A 22583-nucleotide genomic window follows, 5' to 3' on the forward strand; every position below is an offset into this window, starting at 1 on the left:
TCGGAAATGCTGCACTCCAACGATACGCGCGCTGCAAGGGGAGGACCGGTCCGTTTCTCTGATCCCGATTTCGATCTATTCCGCAACAAAAAGGCCCGGCGAAGAAGCCGGGCCTTTCCTGTCGTAGTGGTTGTTAGAAAGAGAATCGGCCGGAGAACTGCATGCGGCGTGCCTGTTGCGCCGAATAGGTTGCTCCATAGACTCCGGTCTGAGAGCCATCAGTTGATTCGTTGGAGATGCTATGCGGGTCGAACCGGGCGGAATTTGTGACGTTGAAAGTCTCCCAGGCCAGCTCAAAGCGCGACGACTCCTTGATGGCGAACGTCTTGTGGAGACCTGCATCCATGCCCCAGAAGCCATCGCCGCGGAACTTGTTTCTTTCGCCCGCTTCGCCCGGATAGGGGAGGCGCATATTGCTGAGCGCGCTTAGCGGATCATCGAAGGCCTGCACGTTTCCGTTCTTATCGATATGTTTCCGCATCTTGATCGGACCGGTTTGCACCATACCAGACTCCCACTCCCAGTTCGTCGTCCAACCTTTACCATCGTAGATGGTGAAGGGAAGACCACTGGAGTAGCGGGTAATTCCAGTGAGCTGCCATCCGCCAAATGCAAGGTCGAGAGGACGGGAGATCTGATTGCCAAATTTACGCCCGCGGCCGTAAGGCAATGCGAGCACCCAGTCAGCATTCATGATGTGGGTCGCATCGAAGTCCGAGACAGAACGATTCTTGCTTGGGTTGAATGCATCGTAGATTACGCCGTAATTGAACTCACCCGAAGATGCGTTGCTCTCTGTGTCGGAGCCCATGTCAATCGATCGCGAGATCGTATAACTGAAATCCACAGCGATGCCATGGGACATAGGATGGCGTAGAGTAAATTGTGCAGCGTTGTAGGAAGCGGAGCCGACCGACGACCATGCATACAACGATGAGTACTGCGTCGGCCAGAAGCGTGGCGTGGCCGAATTTCCGCATCCTGGATAGCATGCGAGGTCGAAGAAGTAGAGCATGTTTGTTTCATTGCCCCGGGATTGAAGCGGACCGAAATAAAGATTTGAAGCGCTATTCGTTCCACCGTCGTCGGTAAAGAAGTCGTTGTAGATATTCTGCGTTGCGCTGGCGCCTGCAACGCCGTCGCCATAGGCGCCGACTCCCTTTGCATCCGGAAACATATTCTCCCAGTAGGCGATGGTGGGTACGGCAACCCGCCCCTGGTCGGAGTACTGTGCCAACTGCGTGGCTGCGGTGTAGTAGTCCATGCCCGACTTGGGATCGACCAGATTCAGAGGCTGAGCCAGGTCCATCTGCTGCAGCATGTGTCGGCCGAAGCGACCGACGTACGCTGCCTCGACCGTGAACCCTGCCTTTAACTCACGCTGTAGAGAAAAATCCACCACTTCCGAGTAGGGAGCTTTGAGGTGATCGTCCAGACCGTAGGTGATGGCGAAGCTGCCCGGAGCGAGCCCTTGCGGATAGCTGAAGGTGGAGGCGGGAACCGGGTTGATTCCGGCAGGGATGCTGTGGAGGCCGGCGTAACGCGGAGAGTCGGAGACTCCAAACTGGCTTGCAGGGTTGGTGAGCGCCGTGCTCAAACTGAATGAGCCATAGCGGCTGAAGTTCGATACGATGCCTTGGCCAAAGTGGTCGTAGTACATGCCGAAGCCGGCGCGAATCGCACTTTTGCCTGCGCCGCCCAACAGCTTATGGATCCACGTACCTTCTTCTGTCGCAGGTGAGTATGCGAGGGAGAAGCGAGGAGCGAAGTTCTTCCAGCTCATCGGGTAGAACGGTTTACCGTTATGCGCTTTTCCTGAGGCGGCGAAGCCAAAGTCCGGTTGAATGCTCTGGCCTGTGAGAGCACCGGCGCCGCGGTTGACGAACCACTGATGCAGATCGATTGTCGGCTGTACCTGCTGTCCGTTCGCTTCATAGGGGGTCTGCAAAATAGTATGGCGCAAGCCGGCGGTGATAGTGAGGTTCGGAATGGGCTTAAAGGTGTCCTGGATGTACCACTCGAACTCATTCGTGCGATAGTCGCGTCCTACCGGTGCTCCCTGCCCGAGTGCCGTTCCAGTCTTTCCGTCTGCTGAGACTTTGTAGTTATAACGATTCGTTGTCTGGGACATAAGGCCCATCAGCGCCGTTGCGGCGTAATCGTAGTTGGTGGAGAAGTCATCGGACACCGCAGCATATCCATACGCCCCGGGATCGAGTGGGCCGCCGGTGTTCGAAATGCTGGAGCCCGTCAGGTAAGATGCGTTCGCAAGCGAATCATCCCACGAGTTCGTATCGGTCAGATTGTTGTAGTTGAAGTGCCGCCAGTTCGCTCCAAACTGAATGGTGTTGCGACCCTTCGCATAGCTATAGTCATCAATGACATTGAAGACCGGGACATTCGTTTTTGTGGAGCGGGAATTTGATTCGGGAAGATCAATATTGCGAAGCTTTGCATAGGCGCCCTGACCGATACCGATCGTTGCATAGCTCTGCCGGGTAAAACCAAATCGAACGTTGTTTACAACCGAGGGCAAAGGAGTCCACGTGTATCCGATCGCTAGTCCTTTGGAGTTGTTCGTTGAATTACCCACTGGCTTGCCCGGGTAGTACTGCAAGCTTGAGGTGCGGTCATTCATCATCGTCCCGCGCGCAAAAATCTGGTTGTGATCGTTCAGATTGAAGTCGATACGCGCGACATACGTGTTGAGGATGATGGGCTGCGGAGAGGAGAAGGTCAGTGTGCCCAGATTGTAGGCATCGCTCGATGTATTTGAGTTGGGTGCGGGGTAGAGAGCAAAAGTCGACACAACATTCGGGTTGGGGCCCATTCCCCAGGGGCAGGTGGAGGTACAGCTATCCATGCCCGCGATCTGGCCGCTCGAAAGCGTCGTGACTCCGCCGTTTACGTCCTCATATTTCAACTGACCAGCCCGCAGGCTCATGCTAGGAACGGTCCGTATTACTGGTACGCCTTCGTTCGTGCGCTGCCCCTCGTAGTTGCCGAAGTAGAAGAGCTTGTTCTTCTTCAGCGGGCCGCCAAGGGAAGCTCCATAGGTATTGCGGATCAGTTTGCCCGGACGGTTTGGCTCTCCCGAGCCCAACTGGGCTTGCTTTACCAGCCATTCGTTGGCTTGTCCGAAACTGTTGCGGTTGTACTCATATAAGGTGCCGTGGAGCGAGTTACTGCCGGACTTAGTGACAACATTGGCTTGTCCGCCAGAACTACGGCCAGTGTCCGCGTTTGCGTTCGAGGTGACGACGCGGAACTCGGCGACCGAGTCGATTGGCGTGCGTAGAGCCCCAGAGAATGCTGCCGGGAAGATCTGATCGTTATTGTCGACACCATCCAGCGTGAGATTCGTCTGGTCTGAGCGCGCGCCAGAGACCGTGCCATTGCGACTCTCCGTCGAGTTCGACTGGTCGGAGATATAGCTCACCCCTGGCTGCAGGCTCATCAATGCTTCCACGTGACGGCCTTCGCTGGGAAGTGCCGTGATGGTCTCCGCGGCAATCGAATTGCCGATGGTTGCGTCGATGGTGTTGATCACCTGGCTGGTGCTGGCGACTTCAATCGTTACAGAATCCGAGCTCACTGTGAGTGTCGCATTGACGGTAGCAGGCTGAGCTACCAGGAGCTTCGTTGTTATGACTTGGCGGCCGAAGCCCGCAGCCGAGAAGGTTATCTGATAGTCTCCGGGCGGAATCTGCAGGAAGGTATATTCCCCGGCATCACCACTGACCGTATCAAATGCGAGTGAGTTCGCCTGGTTGACCAGGTGCACGGCCGCACCTTTCACGGTTGCTCCGGTCGGGTCGACTACCGTTCCCCGTAATTGTGTGGTCGCTCCCTGTGACCACGAAAGGGTCGAGAGCAGGCATAGGTACACTACCGCCAGCCAGAACTTGGAAGGTCTCATCAGTACTGCCTCCGAAAGTATTGGAAGTATTGTTTGTTCGCTATTCAGTTGTGATTTTGCGCGTCAATCGGTGGAGCTAAAACGTTGGGGGAAGACCGAAAAGGGGATACGCTGGTTATTTTGAACTGGCTTAAATACACCAGAGGCATGAACTTCTTGCAAGCTTTTAGAAAAGCTTTCGTAACAAATACGTCCGATCGCGGATCGTGCGCCGGTTGCTGCACGGGTAAGGCTATGATGTTGTTCGCCTCTCAAACGAGCCACAATCGGCGTTTTACCGATGGGGCAAAAGACGAAACTCTATGGACCTTATTTCGAGACGTAAGTTTGTCGCCCTCACAGCAACCAGTGTTGCCTCTGCACCGCTGACATCCATGGCGCGTACGATCAGCGGCAGTGTCACTGCGCAGGAGATTCTCGATCGTATACGGAAGAATGTCGGTATCGAATGGAAAGCGGATACCGTCGACACCTTCAAGGCGGGAGACGCTGCAACGGCCATTACGGGAATCGTCACCACGGCGCTTGCCTCGCTGAATGTGCTCAACGCCGCGGTCAAAGCTGGAGCGAACATGATCGTTACCTGTGAACCCACCTTCTTTGCAAAGGCCGATTCACGGACTCCTCCGGTTCGCCGCATTCCAGGAATGCCTCAGAACGATGTCCCCAGTGCTCCGCCACCTGCCGATCCCGTGTTCACTGCCAAGGCCGAGTTCCTGAAGAGGCACAATCTGGTTGTGTTGAGGCTGAGCGATCATTGGCGTCTACGCAAACCTGATCCATTTGCGCAGGGGCTTGCGACTGAGCTTGGGTGGTCGAAGTTCATCGCCTCAGGAGATCCGGCTCATCTTACCGTCCCGGAGACATCCCTCGATGCCCTCGCCTCCCACGTGAAGAGATCGCTTAAGTCTCGCGGTGGTATGCGCATCGTGGGGAATCAGAGTCTGCGCATTCGAAAGGTTGCTTTTCTTCCCGGATCGACGCCGATCCAAGCCGCAATCGAAACCCTGCCTGAGGTAGACACGATAATCGCCGGCGAAGTACGTGAGTGGGAAACCGTCGAATATGTGCGCGACACGGTAGCGCTCGGCGGAAAGAAATCGCTGATTCTTGTTGGCCGCATCGTCTCGGAAGACCCTGGCATGCAGGCTTGCGCGCAATGGCTGAAGACGATTGTTCCTGAGGTTTCATCAACATGGATCCCCGCCGGTGATCCTTACTGGAGGCCGACGCTATGAGTACATTGACCGCAGGCGATGTTGTTGCCCGTATCAAGACCAACCTCGGTTTTCCGTGGCGTACAACTACTTATCGCGACACTTTCAAGTTCGGTGGGCCGGACACTGTCGTCAAGGGAATCGCAACGACGATGTTCTGTTCCTACGACATGATCCGCCGTGCTGTGGAGCAGGGATGTAACATGATCATCCCGCACGAAGACACGTATTGGAATGATCCGGATAAGACTGATATGGTGGGCGGGGACTCGACCTACAAACTGAAGACAGACTTTATGCGGCAACACGATATCGTTGTCTTTCGCATGCACGATCACATGCATGCGCAGAAGCCTGACTTTGTCTATGTCGGGGCCGCGCGTGCTCTCGGCCTGGAGAGCAAATATGAAACGGCTCCGCAATCGCACCATTTCACGTTGCCGGAGACGACGCTCGGCGAACTGGCAGCCGGGTTCCAAAAGAAGCTTGGGGATAGAGCTCTGAGAATCGTGGGCGATCCGAAGGCGAAGGTAAGCCGCGTGCAACTCGGTGTCGGCTATGCAACCCCCACCATTAACAGTCCCGATGTGGATGTGATTGTCAGTGGAGAACAGCAGGAGAGCGATGGCTTCCTGGACAGCCCGGCATACGTGCTTGACGCGACCACTCTGGGTATTCCAAAGGGATGGATTATGCTCGGCCACAATATCTCAGAAGAGCAGGGAATGCTTGAGATGGCCCAGTGGATCAAATCTTTTATACCTGAGGTCCCGGTTCAGATCGTTCGCTCAGAGGAACCATTCTGGACGCCGAAATGATCCAGGCCAGCTGACCTTGTCGCTCCGTGCTCATTTCCGCGTATTGGACTTTTGAAGGATTGGACCCGCCTCCAGGCGGTCGAGAATCTCCATAAATTTGCGGCGATTGCGATATCTGATACGTATCTCAGTGACCAATTCATTCCATCGCCAACCCTGGTCCAGCGACTTCATAATCGGGCGCATCCTCTTGAGTATTGCCGCTATCAGTTCGTAAGCGGGAATCTCCGCCCGGGTCAGGTTCGCGTCGACAAGGGCCTGATAGATCTCCAAAGCTCGTTCGGGATGCGACTCCGTAATCGCTGTGGCCACTTTGTTAGCGTAGCCGGCTGCGAAATACGAGTCTGTTGTACACCATTTGTCATACCAGCGCAGTACATCGTCCGGACTGCGTGCTGCAATGGCCATATCAACGAGCACGTTATAGTGTGGACGATTACCACGGAACTGCAACACCGGTAGCAAATAGTCTGGAAGCGGCAGAGGCCAATCCGGCCGACATATAGCCTTGTAGGTGCCGTCTTTCCAGGCGCCGACTGAGAAAGGCGGATTTCCAGTTTCCAGGAATTCCATGGCCAGTCGGGCGACCGCTTCCCGGCACCCGGCACGGTCGGCGGCTGCCACCAATTCGTTGAAGCTTTCAGAGCTGGGACGATCGAAGAATTCCCGTGCGGCATGCGTAGCGACCACGTCCCACTCTCGCTGCCGCCGGGCGATCTCGCACATCGCGCTTATAAGCGGGTTCATCGTACCTAACTCTAGATTCGCCTTCTGAATCCCTTCCGCCGCCCATCGCTTAGCGTCGTCATATCGTTTTTGCTCAATGACCAACGATATAAATGGCATGTAGTTACCGGTGATGCGAGCCTCCCGCTCGTGGAAAGCAAGGATTTCACCGTCGCGTCCAGCGCGTTTGAGCGCCTGCATAAGCCACTTGGAGACCCGCTCGTGTGTATATTCGTTTCCGCTCGGCAAGGACTTTAAACGCCCGTCTAGTTTATCGGCTACGGCGGACCAGTCGGAGCGGCTGACGTTGCCCTCGAAGACGGCTTTAAGCATCGCCACATCGATTACTTCGAATTCGTCAATGAGGTGAGCATCAATAGCGAAGAGCAGTTTCTGGACGGAGGGCAGGGTCGAAATCGTCAGCGCGCGGAAAACTGACGGAAGGCACTTCGCAAAGGCCATGGTCGTTTCACCCTCATCGTTGGATTGTTCGAGAAGCTCCGTGCCCCTATCCAGTATCTCCAGCCCCAGGTTCACGACAGCGTTTGCCTGGCCGCACTCAATCATCCGGTCCAGATAGCGGATGAGCCGACCGAAATCCGGAGTATAGCCTTCGCCACCCCAGTAATCCATCCAGCCAGGTTCTGAGGTCGCCTTACGAAGTTCTTTTCGTGCATTGGCGATCAGACGGCCTACGTCACCCTCGCTCAAGGCGATGCGCTCGCAGAACTCCTCCTGTACCTCTGGAAGCCGCTGCGTGAGTGACCAGAGCAGCTCGACGAGTTCATCCCGGCTCTTCGCCTCAATGTGTTTGCGAATCTTCTCGTCGTCAATCTCGCTTTTCCGCCTCTTTCCGGTACCCTGACGGGGAATAGGCAGTTCTTCGTATTCTTCCGAATCGCCTCCGTCTTCGGGCTCCTCATGTGGTGCTTCATGGGAGTCACGTTGTGGCTCTACCTGCTGGCTGGCCTCTGCGTCTGCAACCGGGACATGGACGTCCTTTGCCAGCATGTCAAGATAAGCCACCACGACCGCGACGGCATGTTTACAACCATTCAAGATGACAGGGCAATTGCAATCGGATTGGAGCGTGTCATCTGCCTTTCGCCAGACGCGCGTTGTGTATCGCTGCCCTCCGACAACCGTCGCCTGCAACTTGCCATCCTCTGAGATGACGAGATCGCGTACACGGCCATTTCGCTGATATGTCCGCCCGCGAGTCATCGAGCGCGCCCCGGACCATCTTTCGATATCGTCCCAGGTTATGGACGCCCAGTTCGACCGTAAGGATTGCGATTCTCCTGAAGCTTTTGTCCTCGCCGTGCCTGATGACTTGGTTGCCATGAAGATGTCCTGAAAGCATCCTAAATGGTGACCGTCGTTCGGGTGGCGCGCCCTGAAGTTGAGGCTATTAGCCTCAGGGATCTGCCGGAAGGAAGGCCAAAAAAAAGAAAAAGCCTCTCGAAACCGAGAGGCTTGGTCACGCTCACTGTTTGGAGCAGACCGTGAAGTGATGATGAGGGAAGGACTGTTGCCAGTCTCTCCCTCATCTTTTATGCCTACAATTCTAGAAATCGAACCGAAGAGCGAACTGCGTTAACCGTGGGTTGTAATTGTTGCTTAGTGCGGTGATGGTGCCAATTGTGCTGGTGCCCATCGTTACATTTGGGTTGGCAAAGTTCGCCTGATTGGCAACGTTGAACATCTCGGCACGGAATTGTGCCTTGACGCGTTCCGTCACATCGAATCCTTTGAATACCGAGATGTCGAGGTGGCGGTAGTTCGGCCCAATGATGTCGTTCCGATGTGCGTTACCCATCGTTCCGGCAGCCTGTACTACGTATGCATTTGGATTGAAGAAGTTAGTAATGCTTTTTGTACCGACCGGCGCCAGGCTAACACCCGGATTCCGGCTGGGGCGGTCTGCCGCGCCATTCGGGCTGGTGTTGGAGATATTGCTGCTGTTAATCCCATTAATGGGAAGGCCGTTGCCCCACACCTGAATGAGATTTGCCTGCCATCCCTTCGCAAGTACAGCCTTATATCCGGTGAAGGATTTTCCGGGCAGCGCATAGTTCAATGAAACGACATAGCGATTCGCCTGTTGCAGATCAGCATTTCCCCAGTCGTCGCGGCCATGTGTAGCAAGCACCTGGTTCAGTCCGCCACCTCCACCACCTGAGGGCGTGGAGACGTTATCCAGGTTCTTCGCGAAGGTGTAGTTCGCGCTGTAACCAAGGCCTCCGGCAAAACGACGCTCAGCCGAGAGCTGCAGCGAGTTGTAGGACGAAGAGCCATTCGATTGGAGCTGGTTGATCGTGGTGATATTTGGGATCTTCGAATAAAAGCGGCGGTTTACTGTCGCCGCGGCTGCAGTGGCGTAGCCGAGCGGAGCACGGTTGATATCGGCTACGTTGTTGTAGAGAAAACGTCCGAGGCTGGCGACGTAGGCCGCTGTCACCGTGTTTCCGAGGACGTCCCGCTGTACGGCCAGGTTGAACTGTTCGAGGTAGCTGTTGCGGAAGTTGTAATCTTCCGCGGCCGGGATATTGCCTGCGAGGTTCGTCGCGCTGGCCGCGACAGCGACCGGCAGTCCGTCCCCGAGGAAACGGTAACTGGAGTTACAGCCCGAAGCTCCCGTCTGCGCCGTAACGGAGGTGCAGGTGCCGTAGAGCGCGCTGTTGGGCTGGTTCTTGAGGTTTGAGGAAGAGGTAAAGTTCTCCGGGAAGAATGCAAGGCCGAAGCCGCCGCGGATAACTGTCTTCGGAGTGATGGAATATGCAAAGCCGACACGCGGAGCCAGGTTGCGGAAATCGGTGTTTACATTCGCTGTGCGGCTGGCGCCGTTCAAGCCCGCCTGCACAATGGTTGCCGTGTTCACGTCGAAGTTGGAGATGTGATTGTTCTCCTCTGTGAACGGTGTGAAGATGTCGTAGCGAATGCCAAGATTAAGGGTGAGCTTCGGAGTGGCGTGCCAGTCATCGGCTACGTATCCGGCGATCTCCCAAAGACGATAGTGAGGAATAAAGAGTGAGTTGTTGCGTGTCACCGACGAGTAGAAGCCGGAGACCAGGCCGGGAAGTCCAACGGTGAATCCGAAGAGGCCCTCGCCGGCATTGTCCTGGGTCAACGCGGCATGCCTGCGGATCAGTGCGGCACCCACTTTATAGGAGTGATTGCCTCTTGAGTAGATGATCGAGGCCGTGCCCTGGTAGGTGGAGTCGTGGTTTGTAAGCGGCACGAAGTATCCGCCGTTCCCCAGTGATGTGAAGTTAGTAACGTTGACCTGGCCAAGGCCGGAGGTCAATGGACTGATGTTGATATTTGCCTGACCAAAGGCCGCGTTAGGGTTCAAGCCGTAGTTCAGCGGAAAGGAAGCAAGATTGACGAAGAGATAGCCAACGCTGGCATTGAGGAGCAGGCGGGGTGTAAAGGCATGGGTGTAGTTGATCTGCGCGTTGCGGGCCAATCCAGGCGCGCTTCCTGCAAAACCGCTCTGCGGATCAATCGTCATGCCGGCTGCCGTTGTAACAGGTAGCGGTGACGTAGCCGCGAGGCTGCTTACGTCATTATTGGTATAACGGCCGAAGATGGAGTCTCTGTCCGAGAACCTGTGGTCCAGACGAACATCCCAGACAGTGGAGAACTGATTGCGTTTGCGATTGCCAATGTACTGGCCCGCGTTGGTGGGTGAGTTCGGCAAGGGGTAGAGGGAAAAGTACAGAAGACCCGCTTTATCGCGTTGCGAGACCGGTACAACGTTGCCGGCGACGTACTGGCCACTGTACCTGTCGTAGACGCAACCGTTCTTCTGTGCCGTGGGAGTGATATTGGGGTTCACCGTTCCGGAACCAACGGTATAGCCCAACAGTGACGCATTCGCGCTTGCGCAATAGGCGTCAAAGCCAGCCGGTCCAGCAGCATAGGTTCCTGAGCCCGCGAAGTTTGTACGGGTGTCAGAGAAGTCGCCCGGATTGCTGTGTTCGTACGCCGTCGGAACATTGGCGACGCTAAAGTTGGTACCGGCGATCAGGCGGAAGAACTCCACATCCCCGAAGAAGAATGTCTTGTCCTTGAAGATTGGGCCACCCAGGCTGCCGCCAAATTGGTTCTGGCGCAACTCCGGTTTCTGGAAGTGCTGACCAAACTGGAAGGCATTGGCGTTCAGTTCGTCGTTACGGAAATATTCGTAGATCGATCCGTGATAGGTGTTGGTACCGCTCTTAGTGATGATGTTGACTACCGCGCCCGCGCTTCGTCCGATATCTGCGGTATAGCTATTCGTCAGAATGCGGACCTCGGCAATGGAGTCAATGGATGGCCGTACACCGATCGAGCCAATGATGCGCTCGTTGTTATCCAGGCCATCAATCTCCTGATTGTTGATGATGTCAGATTGGCCGTTTACCGAGATCGACGAACTTTGACGTCGATCGTCTGGACGGTTACCGCTGGCTAATCCATTGTTCGTGCCTTCGTTGGCGCCAGCCGTGATCTGCACGAGTTGGATGTAGTTGCGCCCATTCAGTGGCAGGTCTTGTACTGCCTTTTCTGTCACTGTGCTCGCAATGGCGGAGCTGTCCGTCTGCAGGACAGGCGCCACTGAGCTGACTTCGATCGTTTCAGTCGAGCCGCCGATCTTCAGTTGCTCATCGAGACGCCGACGGTCACCGGCAGCGACTACAACCTCCGGAACAGAGAGTGATGAGAAACCTGTACCAGCCAGAACCAGTTTGTAATGCCCTGGGTTCAGGTTGGGGAAAACATATGATCCACTGCCGTCGGTCGTCAGCGAGCGGGAGTCCTGTGTGTCGAGATTCGTTAGAGTGACCGTTACGCCTGGGACAGAGGCTCCCATTGGGTCTGTAACATTGCCGAGGATGTCGGCTGTACTGGTGCTTTGTGCAGTAATGCGAGCGGTGGATGTAGACGCAATGATTAGAAGGAATAAGTAGAGAAGTTGTCTGGGTGATTTTTTTAGATTCATTTACATGCCCCCGAATATAGCCAGAAGATCTGCTGGCACTTTCATGAAGTGTGGCCTCCTCACGTTTTGTCTTGTGAGGAGTCGAAACATAGCAGGCAGCAATTTGATTTGTCTACGAATAATTCGTCGAATTTTTCTTGCGAAGTTATTCGATATCGCGCGTAAACCCTGGTTGTTTTGTGTCGTCTTAATTGGGTTACGTGTGTCTATATGTGACTCTATCGGTTACGTTGCCGGTGATATATGTGCCCTGGATAAGTAGCAAATTCCTACCTCATCCAGCGTGTCAGAAGGCACACGCTCGCATGCGCGCTGGTACGCGACGTTGCAGCAATATTTGGACTTTCATGGCTTATAGTTGCGTACTAATTCAGTTCAAGCTGTTTGCGGCGCCGGCCTTTCGCCTAATAAACAATCAAAGCTAGAGTCCGCAATGCGCTGCGAGATGTTACCGCCTTTCCTTTTTAACTCGTGATGAAACGCAGTTTCTACGATCATTGCGTCCGCGACTTTTTGTTAAGGGCGGATTTGCGGAATACATGTTCAGGACGATCTCGTGTTTGTTGAAAATGACAGTACACGTATATTCAGCGCACGTTCTATTGTCAAGATGAAAGCAATGTCAAAACGTTTTGCTCTGCGCTATGTCGTTCAGGGAACTTTAAGGTAGATTTTTAGTCGCCGGTATGGCTTCTTCGTATGCGAGAGGTGTGTTCATGGGAACGATCTCGCAAGCTCCTTCGTAAAGAGGAGTGATCGTCGAAATGCTGAGGAGGGATATCTATGAGAAAAATACGGATGACAACCGTTTCCAGGGCTGTTTTGTGGGCTTCCGTCGTCTTACCGTTTGCTTTCACACCCTTTGTCTTCGCACAAACGCTCAGTCAGCTCGTTCCTCACAAGGTGAAGCTGGCTGCGGTGGAATATCGTGGCAAACATGCGATCAAAGTCACGGAGGAGGGAGTGGTCCCCAATGGCGAGGCATACGCCGTCATGAAAGATGCTGCCTGGCACAATGGTTCCATTGAGGTAGACCTTGCCGGCGCGCCGGCCCCCGGAGTTCCCGAGGGTGCGCGCGGCTTTATTGGAATCGCATTCCATCTCCAAAACGATCGATTCGAGTACATCTATCTGCGCCCCACCAATGGACGTGCAGATGACCAGGTGCGTCGTAACCATACAACACAGTACAGCTCCTACCCGGATTTCAGCTTCGCCGAATCCCGCAAACAGGCGCCGGAAAAATATGAGAGCTACGTGGATATTGAACCGGCGGTATGGATCCACTACCGCATCACAGTCGAAGGGACGAAGGCCAGGCTTTATGTGAACGGCGCAAGTCAGCCATGTTTGATTGTGAATGATCTCAAGTTAGGTGATTCTTCCGGCGGCATCGCTCTTTGGATCGGTCCGGGTACAGAAGGGCATTTCAGCGGCCTCTCATTCAAAGCGGCTCCATAGAGGTCTCTTTTATCTGAGCCCAGCAGTTTTGCTAATGGACGCCCGATCGGCGACCCAGTGATCCAGTTCTGTTCCGGCCAGAAGAAAGGCGCCTACTCCAAATACATAACTGGCTCCAGGGCCATAAGCTCCGGGGGCTTCGCCGACAGGTTGAATATCACCGAGCCGGCCATCGGCGTAGATGTGTTTGAGTATCCCCGCCCATGCTCGCGTAATGACGGGTTCGTAGCGTTTCCGGTCGAGGATGCCGTTCCTTACTCCCCACGTCATCGCGTAGACAAAGAATGCGGATCCCGAGATCTCCGGACGCGGATAGGCGCCGGCATCGAGCAACCCGGCGCGCCACAGTCCGTCAGTACCTTGAATGGCGGATACAGCTTCTGACATGTCTTTGAGCTTCTGAATATAGAACGTGCGCCTGCTATCTCCAGCAGGGAGCGCCTGCAGTATTTGAACGAGTCCGCCCATTACCCATCCGTTACCACGCGACCAGAAGACCTTTCGCCCATTGGCTTCCCGTTTGGCGAGATAGCTGGCATCGCGGGAGAAGAGCTTCTCGTGAGAATCCCAAAGTAGATCGGCCGTGATATGCCACTCGCGATCCATGTACTCGACGTATTTACTATCCTGGGTTACAGCGGAGAGGTTCGCCCAGACCGGCGGCGCCATGAACAAAGCATCGCACCACCACCAGACGGGCTTGGCCGGATCGTCGGGGATCTGCAAAATGCGATCGAACTGGGTACGTAATGGAGCAATCCGGGCCTGATCGGGCCGCTCCCGAGAGAGTTGCAGATACGCCTGGCCGATTGCCTGATCGTCCGCATGTGTCTGGCGAGGTCCAAGAGTCCACTGATAATGTTCCGCAACCTTCAGGACCGTGTTTTCATAGCGCGGTTGATGCAGGGTCTTCGATGCGGCAAGCATCCCCATATATAGGGTGGCGAAGGTCCAGTCCTGACTGGGCGAATCAGCGATGCGCGCGTTCTGCCAGTCCGCGACCTTCCTCATGGCCTTTTGAATCTCCGAATGCCGCAGGGCAGGGGAGAGATCGGACGCAAGTCTTCCAGGATCGGCCGGAGAGTCGCCTACGACGGCCTTCTTTTCATTTTCAGTCAACTGGCCCTCGGCCTGCGGCCCTATGAGGCCCGATAGGGCTATGACGAAGAGGAGAGCAAGAGTGACTGGCTTTTCCATGAGTATCTTCACGTGGTCCTTAGAAAGGGAAACAGAATGTAATTATTCGTGCGCCGGCTCTTCGACGAGTTCGAAGCGTAAGGCGGTGGAAGTTTGAGTGAGGCCGGAAGCTCCGATCAATCCCATCCGGCCACGAAGTACCATTCGGCTTTCACCGGCCTGTGCCCATGCGTGACCATCGAGCGAGTAAGCGGCAGTCACCGAGGAATCTCTACGCGTCATACGAAGCCACACTGGCTTCATCAGCCGGCCATATTGAACGACAGGAGCAGGTAATTCCATTTGCGAGATTGGTGTTATGTCCCCGGAGAAGTCGCGCATGGAGAACCGCAATACCCAGCCGTGTCTCTCCATATCTCCCCGTGCTGGAGCGAGAAGCAGAGCAGCGCAGGGTGCGTTTTGCTCAGACCCGGTGCGATAGGCGAGACCGAATACGGCGGCTTGCGAGGCAACCTGGGGGATGAAACGGACCGCAAGGTGTGTCGCGGAGGCAGGTGTGGATACGAAAAGACCTTCGTCTTCGGGTTGCAGCAGACCTTTACCTGCAGTGATCAAGGTGAAGACCTTGCCATCGAACTGTGTATTTGCTGTACCTGGTGCGGAGCCGAGAGGCTGCTTTTTCCATCCCGGGGGAAGCCCTACCGTGATCTTCGTGGGCAATGGAGAAAAGCGATCACTCGTGGGTGCGGAGAAGCAGTAGGTATATAGCTGCCCATCATTGACATGGGTATCGGTGTAGTGCGTTGCACCGGCCGGAACTTGCCACCGCATTCCAGCGCGCTGTAGATCGAAGGACCTCTTCGTCCGAGGCGTCAGCCAGTCGAGTTGAATACCGTGGGCTGTATGCTCGGCATGAAGTGAGATTGGAGCGACGTCTGGCGCCGGTGAATCGGCATCTTGTGCCGGACGCGCATAGAGCAGGGTGCCAAATCCCGTGTGGTCGGCTCCCTGGCTCGGTCCTTCCGGCCTTGTCCGTTCCACCGCCTTCGCGAGATTTGGAGTGGGAAGTCCGCGCAGCACGTGGTAGTGCGCAAAGATCTGTTCATAGATCGGGCGCAGCGTACTGGGTTCTGAAATGACCGCGTGTTTGTATTTGCCGGTGCGATCCAGGTCAGGCCGGAAATCCACCTGCCCGCCGAGATTGTAGGAGGCAGTGTACTCGAAGCCTCGCAGCAGCAGGTTGTCATGCGCACCGTAGAGATCCCATCCCTGGTTCCAGGCGATCTGGCAGGCATCGCCCAGGTGAGCCAGACCGAGCTGCGTGTGTTGCTGGTCGCGCCCGCTCTCCTGACATTGGCCGTTCTCATAGATATAGTGGGTGAGCCGGCCGTCACCGTCGCCGTGAAGATAATATGAGGTCGCTCGCTCGAACAGGACCGGATCATCGCAAAAGATTGCGATCGCCAGCATGGTTTTGATGGCTGCGGTATCCCAGTTGCCGTTCGCGAACGGAGCAAAATCAAGGATGGCGGGAAGGATGGCTCGTCGCAGCATCGCCGAACAGGCCGTCGCGTCAGAGGGGCTCAACTCACCCAGCCAGCGCAGGATCTCAGCGGCGTTCACGAATTTGAATGGACCCAGACTAGCCATCAATACGGCATCTGCCCCGGAGACGCGTTGAAGCGAATTTGACCATCCGCGCACGATCTCGCCGGCCAGGGCCGCGTACCGGTTTTCCCCGGTGATCGCGGCTATCAGGGCGCATTGATAGGCGGCGTTTGCATCGGAGTCGAACTCGATAAAGTTGACCGATGGATTCCGGCCGATCTCGTCGGCGAAAGTATGCGGTTTGTAGTTGGCTTGAGAAGAAGGATGCTCCCGAAGTTTTGCAAAGCCCTGAACCAGCGGGTCGACGTCGTTCCGGATACCGTGCTTCATCCGTTCAAAGTCGACGGCCGTATGAAGAATGCCAGGATGGGCGAACGCTTTGAATGCTCCTTGCTTCGCGTTGCCGATTCTGGAGCCCAGGAGCGTGGTCGTTGCGCTGAGTAGAACCTGATGAAACTCTCGCCGTGTCAAAGCTGATACCTGCTATGGGGAGGGGTGGGGAGAAGGAGATGTGCTTCGTAATGAATGACAGTCATTATTTCCTGGCCGGCGCAGCATTTGGGATCGTTTGGAAGCATCCTCGAGAATGTACGGGCAAAGTCTGGGGCCGGAGAGGCTGGCCAGGCAACGTTCTGAACAGTTCAGGCTGACGATACGGGTATAAGTCTTTTGAATTGAGTATCCAGCAAGAGCCACTGGTCCGTATCCAGAGCACGTTACGCCGCCAGTCTTCGAGGCATATGGGCAGAATCCTTACCTTAAAAAGAGAAGCCTCTCTTCGCGAGAGGCTCCGTGCGTTCGAACTTAGAGGCTTAGTCGCGGCTGCGGCGGCCGCCCATCAACTGCAGAACAGCCATGAAGATGTTGATGCCGTCGAGATAAATGGATAGCGCAAGCGAGACCGCAGAAGCTCCGTCGCCGCCTGCGCGGATGCGGGCGAAGTCAGCAACCGTGAGCAGCGAAAAGATTCCGAGTGCAAGCCAGCTATAGGTGTCAGGAGCCAGGAAATGGAAGAACATGCTCGCGATTCCGGCAATCACCAGCAGCAACAGGGCCGCGAGAGCGATTCCAGCGACGCGGCGGTAGTTGATATTGAAGAGATAGGCAACGCAACCCATCACCGCCATGCCGCAGCCGGTGGTTCCGGCGGCATTGAACACGATCGTCGAGCCGAAGGCGCGGATGTAGCGATGGATCAGCGGGCCGATCTCCCAGCCCATAAAGTAGGCCAGGCAAAGGAATAGGCCGAGCGCCAGAGCCGGATTCCCACGGCGCGCAAAGTTGATGGCGAAGATCAATCCGAGGACCGCGATGAAGCCAATAAAGCTTCCGCCGGCCGGAGCCGTGGCCACGCCGAAGGCCGTGATCAGAAAGCCAAGCGCTGTAATGCCAAGCACTTTCGCCAGCAGCGCGGAGGCGCTCTCGCGCGGGACGTCGATGATGGTGGGGTAGCTGTTGCTCAGACGGTAATCGTTCATGGGCATATTTTCTATTCCAACCTTATTGGACGCCTTTCCGGGAAATTTGTCATGTCGGGATGCCCTACCGCCGGGATGGATGGTAAAACGGTTGCGCACCAGAAAAGGAGCGTCTGTGGAGACTGGAATCAGCCGTCGCAATTTTCTTATCGCCGGGGGAATCACCGCCTTGAGCGCGACTCGCGTTCTGGGAGCGAACCAAACATTGCGGCTTGGGGTGATTGGAGCGGGCGGCCGTATGCGCGGCCTGCTCGATGCGGCTGAGAGAACCGGAGTCCCCTTCGAGATTGCGGCGGTTTGCGATGTATATGCGCCTCGGTGCGAAGAGGTAAAGCAGAGGTCGAGAGCTACGGACGCTACCGTGCATCATGACTTTCACGCCCTGCTCGACGACAAGACACTGGACGCCGTCATCATCGCGACTCCTGACCACTGGCATGTCCGTATCGCAGAGGCTGCGCTCGCCAGCGGGAAAGACGTCTATCTTGAAAAGCCGGTGACGCACACGCTGGAAGAAGGGGCTGTCCTGCTGAAAGCTGTTCGTTCCTGCAAGCAGATCCTGCAATGCGGCACGCAGCAGCGGAGCTGGTCACATTTCCGCAATGCCGTCAGCCTGATTCAGGGAGGGGCTCTGGGCCGGGTGACGCAGGTGCGGACCTACTGGTGGCAGAACTACGACGTAAGTTGGGTTCCTAAACCGGTCGATGTTGCTCAGCTCGATTGGAAACAATGGCTCGGCGGAGCGAAAGACCAGCCGTTTGACCTGGAGAAGTTCAGCCGGTGGCGCTGGTTCTGGGACTTCGGCGGAGGCGCGATGACTGATCTCTTCAGCCACTGGATCGACGTCGTCCATTGGGCCATGAAGGCGAATGAGCCATCGATGGCGACGATGCTTGGCGACAAGCACGTCTTCACGCAATGGGACTGCCCAGATACGATCCAGGCAGCCTTTCGCTATCCCGGCTTCGATGTTGTCTACGAGGGCATGATGAGCTCGTCGATCGATGACGGCGGGCTCGAGTTCCGAGGAACGGAAGCGACTCTGAAGCTCAAGCGGTCCGGCATGAGTCTGTGGCGAGAGAGTGTGAAGTCAAATGAGAATCCCGTGCTGAAGGAAGACAGCTTTATAGACGGTACGGTCACGCATATGCGTAACTTCTTCGATTGCGTTGTTAGCCGTCAGGAGCCGAACGCACCCGTCGAGGCCGGTATCGCAGCCGCCAATGCCGGGCATATCGGCAATCTAGCGTACCGCAAAGGCGGCTTGACGACCTGGCCGGTGAAGGGAAGCGGAAAATAGAGATTCGGCGTCGCTCGATTACCAGAAGTAGGAGGCTTCGACCTTCGGTGTTCCCGGATGACCGTCGATAATCTGAGTGCTGAGCACAACTTCGAAGTTCGTTTTGTTACCGGCAGAGCGCATCGCGTCCAGCAGCGGCGCCAGGTGCTCCGCTTTGGTAAGAAATTCACCCGCCGCGATCGTTCCGCCTCGTCCGATTCCGGCAACAATGACCGCCGGCCTCCCGGTTGTCCCGTCAGTAAACCGAGCGGCGATGGCATAGTCCTTATAGTTGTTCGTCTCAAGCTGTTGCGTGCGGTCGATCGTCCATGGCGTCGCGGAAGGGGTGTTGCTGTCGACGATCTGGAACTGTGTCATCTGGGCGTCGTTTGCGAAATGGTATCGCAGGGGCTTTGTAAGACGAAGGGTCCATGCATTGTCGAATGCTCCGACATAGATTCCTGGACCACTTCGCAACTCACTCAGGTTTGTGGCCTCGTGCCCCTTCAGAATGTAGCTCTTCCCTTGGGCCTGAATGGCTGACGCGACGCGCACGATGGCATCGAGGTCGTCGATTACAACTGTCGAGAGCGTGTCGTTCAGAACCACCTGACGGCTGGGATCAGCAGAATCTCTCAGCGTGATAAAGGTGTATTTGTTTTGATCAGCAACGCAGAGGATGGCACTGTCTGGCGTGTTGAGAATAGAGCTCCAAAAGCGTTGCACCGCCGATGTCCGCATAGGACGCCAGAGGAAAAATCCGATAGCTAGTCCCACAAGAGTGGCCGCTGCAAGAGCAATAGCCAGGAAACGCCCGGGGTTCGGGGCGACAGGTCTCGCTTTCTCTTCCTGTCTGGAAACTGTTGGCAGAAAGCTCTCCTGATCTGCGGCTTCGGAAGAAGAGGCGGGCGCGAGTTCTTCGAGAACTGCGATCGAAGCTGTGCCGTTGAGAGGAGGCAGAGCCGTTTCGCCGATAAGGAGCGTCCGATTCACGTTCTGATGGACCGCGGGGATGGATTCCAGGGCAGCATCCATATTAACTGCGGCGATCAGGCGATATCCGGCTTTGGGAATCGTCTGGATGATTTGAGGGGAGCGAGCATCATCTCCAAAGACGTAACGAATCTCGGAGATGCAACGGATCAGAGCGTCATCACCGACAAACGTGTCGCGCCAGACGGCTTCAATCAGCTTATCTTTCGAGCAGACTTTGTCGCGATGGAAGGCAAGGTATACCAATACCTGCATGACCTTGGGTTCGAGGTGCCAGCTCTGGCCTTCCTTCTCGATAGTGTTGATCTGCGGCTGGACCAGCCAGTCATTGATGAGGAAATCGCCTTCCACTGTTGAGACCCTGTTCGCGTCTACCGGTACCGGCAAAGGTTATAGAACGGGGGAGCCTGGGGGGCCGGAGACAGCGGAAGTGTACCAAAACTCTGCCTCCAGCCGGCAATTGCCTGAGGTTTTCCTGCTGAAGAGAAACCTCGGAGAAATATCGGCGCTCCGTCGCACGTTCGTAAGTGATGGATTGCTAGCTTTTCCTCCACGTGTTGCACTTCTTCGCGGCACTTGTTCAGCCTCACATCCCCCTCAGGGGCAATGCAAGCTAATCTTCAAAAGGAGTACCTATGGCAGGCCTTAAACGCATCATGATCGTACTTCTCTGCTGCAGCCTGATCGATATCACCATGCCTGTTCGCGCGATGGCCGCTGTTTCTTCGTGGGGAGTCAACGGCCCCAACAGCAGGTCAATCAGTATCAGCACGGTATTTCAGCTCCTGCAGGCGAGAGGGGTAAAAGATTACCGGTTTAACGTGAATATCACCACTGATACTGAATCCACTCTGGCTCCGATGGTGCACGATATGGTGACGGCGGCCAGTCAATACGGCATCACCCTCAAGCCGATCATTTTCACTGCCTTTCAGTATGGGGATCCAACAGATGCCGGCAAATATCCAGCCGGGGATGCAGCCGCCCTCTACGCCCAGGGATATAACCGCACCTACGGCTTCGTGAGCCAGTTCCGGAACGATATCCAGGAGTGGGAGATGGGCAATGAGATCAATTTGAAAGTTACGGACTCGAGCGGTAACCGTTTGTTTGGCAAGGGGTGGACAGCGGCCGAATTCGACACGCCTCTGATGAATCAATGGGCGTCTGTACTCAAAGGAATCTCCGATGCGATCGGCCAGATTAACCTCGAAAACGGCACCAGCGTGCGGCGTACCTTGAATACCACGTCAACCATGTTCGGCTTTCTGGACTTCATGGCGTCGAAGGGCGTTGCCTTCGATGTGATCTCCTATCACTACTACGAAAAGTACGGAACCAACCCTCATAATTACTGGGGCGGCGTGCGCCCGAACTTCGACCTCTTCCAGCAGCTCGCCACCTATAACCGTCCGGTTGTCTTCAACGAAGTAAATTGCGGTGAGATCTACCTTTCGACATTTGAGAATCAGGCTGGCCAACCGGTGACAGAAACCTGTTTCAAAAGCCTGAATGCGATTCTGGGCTACATGAATACCCAGACCAGCGCGAATATCGAAAGCGTCGGCATCTATGAGCTTCTTGACGAACCCGCCAAGGCGGTTCCTGAAAACCGGTTCGGCTTGCTCTACGATCTCAATACGCCGAAGGTCTTGCTATACATCCTTACGTATTATGCCGGCGGAACCCTCTCGGCCGCAGAAAGACAGGAACTCATCAATCGGGGCTTCATCTCGAATTGACAACTGATCCTGAAGGGGCGCGATCGATGCATGGAATGAAGCTGATGGGAATAGCCCGCACGGTCGGACTCACTCTCCTGCTTGCTGTGTTATCGGCTACAGGCACGAACGCAGTTGCACAGGTCATGGCGTGGGGCGTCGATGGCCCCACGTCCAAAAAAATGGATGTGAAGCCCATCTTTGCTTTGCTGCATGCCCGGGGGATTACCCAATATCGCATCAATGCCTACCTTGCCGATGGGACGGATGCCTTCCAGGTACAGACCTATCGCGAGATGATTCAGCTCGCGAAGGAATACCACATCAGTCTCAAGCCGATTCTCTTTAGTCCCTTCCAGGAGGGGGATCGTACTGACCACGGCAAGTATCCGAAAGGGGATGCTGCGGCTCTCTACGCCTCGGCCTACAACCGGACTTACAAGTTCGTCTCTGAGTTCAGAAACGATCTGCCTGACTGGGAGCTGGGGAATGAGGTCAATCTCCAGATCAAGGATGCTGACGGGAAACGCCTCTTCGGCAAAGGGCAGACCGCTGCCGAGTTCGATACACCCCCGATGAACGACTGGGCAGCAGTACTGCGCGGTATGTCCGATGCCATCGAAAAGGTGAATACCGAGTACGGCCTCCATCTTCGCCGCGCGCTCAATACGACATCCACCATGTTCGGGTTTCTCGACTTCATGGCGTCAAGAGGTGTGAAGTTCGAGATCATCTCCTACCACTACTATGCGCACCTTGGGGTTAATCCTCACCATTTCTTCGGCCATCGGGACGAGGGTGGATTCGACCTCTTCAAGAAGCTGGCCTCCTATAAGAAGGCCGTTGTCTTGAATGAATTGAACTGCGCCGAGATCTACGACAGCGATTACGAGAACGAAGCCGGGAAGCCGAAGACGGAGACCGGCTTCAAAAGTCTCTACAGCACACTGAAGTATTTTGCGGAGCAGACGGATCTGAAGATCGAAGCTCTCGACATCTATGAGCTTCTTGACGAACCCGCGAAGGCGCCGCCCGAGAACCGTTTCGGGCTGATGTACGACCTCGGCCGCCCGAAGGTGCCGTTCTTCTTACTCACCCAATTTGCGGGTGGAACTCTCTCGACAGACGAAAAGAAGCTGCTGATGGAGCGGGGTCTACTCCCCTAGTTTCTCCACCCTCTCCTTAAGGACTTCCCGTAAGTAACTGAAAAACAGCCAGATGTGGCATCGGGAAAAGATC

Annotated in this window: 13 protein-coding genes; 6 read left to right on the forward strand and 7 right to left on the reverse strand. The window is 55.5% G+C overall.

Annotated features, from left to right (window positions below; all coding sequences use genetic code 11):
• Nucleotides 1-133: 133 nt before the first annotated feature.
• The gene (locus tag FTW19_RS10850; RefSeq protein ID WP_147647642.1) at nt 134-3919 is read right to left on the reverse strand and encodes a TonB-dependent receptor; all 3786 of its coding nucleotides are present in this window, start codon (nt 3917-3919) and stop codon (nt 134-136) included.
• 302 nt (nt 3920-4221) lie between these two features.
• Between FTW19_RS10850 and FTW19_RS10855 the strand changes: the two genes are divergently transcribed.
• Together FTW19_RS10855 and FTW19_RS10860 are read left to right on the forward strand one after the other, a co-directional pair.
• Nucleotides 4222-5157, forward strand: a complete 936-nt coding sequence (locus FTW19_RS10855) for a Nif3-like dinuclear metal center hexameric protein (RefSeq protein WP_147647643.1) — start codon at nt 4222-4224, stop codon at nt 5155-5157.
• Complete coding sequence (locus FTW19_RS10860) at nt 5154-5954, forward strand: Nif3-like dinuclear metal center hexameric protein (protein ID WP_147647644.1); 801 nt, start codon at nt 5154-5156, stop codon at nt 5952-5954. The genes FTW19_RS10855 and FTW19_RS10860 overlap by 4 nt, the downstream gene beginning before the upstream one ends.
• Before the next feature lie 30 nt (nt 5955-5984).
• Here the strand turns inward: FTW19_RS10860 and FTW19_RS10865 are convergent, their stop codons facing one another.
• Nucleotides 5985-7904, reverse strand: coding sequence for an SWIM zinc finger family protein (locus tag FTW19_RS10865; protein ID WP_147647645.1), 1920 nt, complete (start codon nt 7902-7904; stop codon nt 5985-5987).
• Between the two features lie 343 nt (nt 7905-8247).
• Nucleotides 8248-11667 carry a TonB-dependent receptor gene (locus tag FTW19_RS10870; RefSeq protein ID WP_147647646.1) on the reverse strand — a complete coding sequence of 1140 codons (3420 nt, stop codon included), beginning with the start codon at nt 11665-11667 and terminating at the stop codon, nt 8248-8250.
• A gap of 798 nt (nt 11668-12465) precedes the next feature.
• Here FTW19_RS10870 and FTW19_RS10875 point away from each other — a divergent pair.
• Nucleotides 12466-13128 carry a LamG domain-containing protein gene (locus FTW19_RS10875; RefSeq protein WP_246153675.1) on the forward strand — a complete coding sequence of 221 codons (663 nt, stop codon included), beginning with the start codon at nt 12466-12468 and terminating at the stop codon, nt 13126-13128.
• Between the two features lie 9 nt (nt 13129-13137).
• On the opposite strand, the gene FTW19_RS10880 is transcribed toward FTW19_RS10875, so the two are convergent.
• From FTW19_RS10880 to FTW19_RS10890, 3 genes are all read right to left on the reverse strand, one after another.
• Entirely contained in the window at nt 13138-14325 is a 1188-nt protein-coding gene (locus FTW19_RS10880; RefSeq protein ID WP_147647647.1) for a glycoside hydrolase family 88/105 protein, read from the reverse strand.
• A 42-nt stretch (nt 14326-14367) separates the two neighbouring features.
• Complete coding sequence (locus tag FTW19_RS10885; protein WP_147647648.1) at nt 14368-16344, reverse strand: alginate lyase family protein; 1977 nt, start codon at nt 16342-16344, stop codon at nt 14368-14370.
• A 341-nt stretch (nt 16345-16685) separates the two neighbouring features.
• Nucleotides 16686-17351: a Bax inhibitor-1/YccA family protein gene (locus FTW19_RS10890; RefSeq protein ID WP_246153676.1), complete on the reverse strand. Its 666-nt coding sequence runs from the start codon at nt 17349-17351 to the stop codon at nt 16686-16688.
• Nucleotides 17352-17466: 115 nt separating this feature from the next.
• Between FTW19_RS10890 and FTW19_RS10895 the strand changes: the two genes are divergently transcribed.
• Nucleotides 17467-18651, forward strand: a complete 1185-nt coding sequence (locus FTW19_RS10895; protein ID WP_246153677.1) for a Gfo/Idh/MocA family protein — start codon at nt 17467-17469, stop codon at nt 18649-18651.
• 18 nt (nt 18652-18669) lie between these two features.
• Here FTW19_RS10895 and FTW19_RS10900 read toward each other — a convergent pair whose 3' ends face one another.
• Entirely contained in the window at nt 18670-19974 is a 1305-nt protein-coding gene (locus FTW19_RS10900; protein WP_147647651.1) for a winged helix-turn-helix domain-containing protein, read from the reverse strand.
• A gap of 284 nt (nt 19975-20258) precedes the next feature.
• Here FTW19_RS10900 and FTW19_RS10905 point away from each other — a divergent pair, with 284 nt between their 5' ends.
• The gene (locus FTW19_RS10905; protein ID WP_147647652.1) at nt 20259-21365 is read left to right on the forward strand and encodes a glycosyl hydrolase 53 family protein; all 1107 of its coding nucleotides are present in this window, start codon (nt 20259-20261) and stop codon (nt 21363-21365) included.
• Nucleotides 21366-21391: 26 nt separating this feature from the next.
• Nucleotides 21392-22510: a glycosyl hydrolase 53 family protein gene (locus FTW19_RS10910; RefSeq protein ID WP_222705569.1), complete on the forward strand. Its 1119-nt coding sequence runs from the start codon at nt 21392-21394 to the stop codon at nt 22508-22510.
• Nucleotides 22511-22583: the final 73 nt, after the last annotated feature.

Source organism: Terriglobus albidus (assembly GCF_008000815.1).
GTDB lineage: Bacteria > Acidobacteriota > Terriglobia > Terriglobales > Acidobacteriaceae > Terriglobus > Terriglobus albidus_A.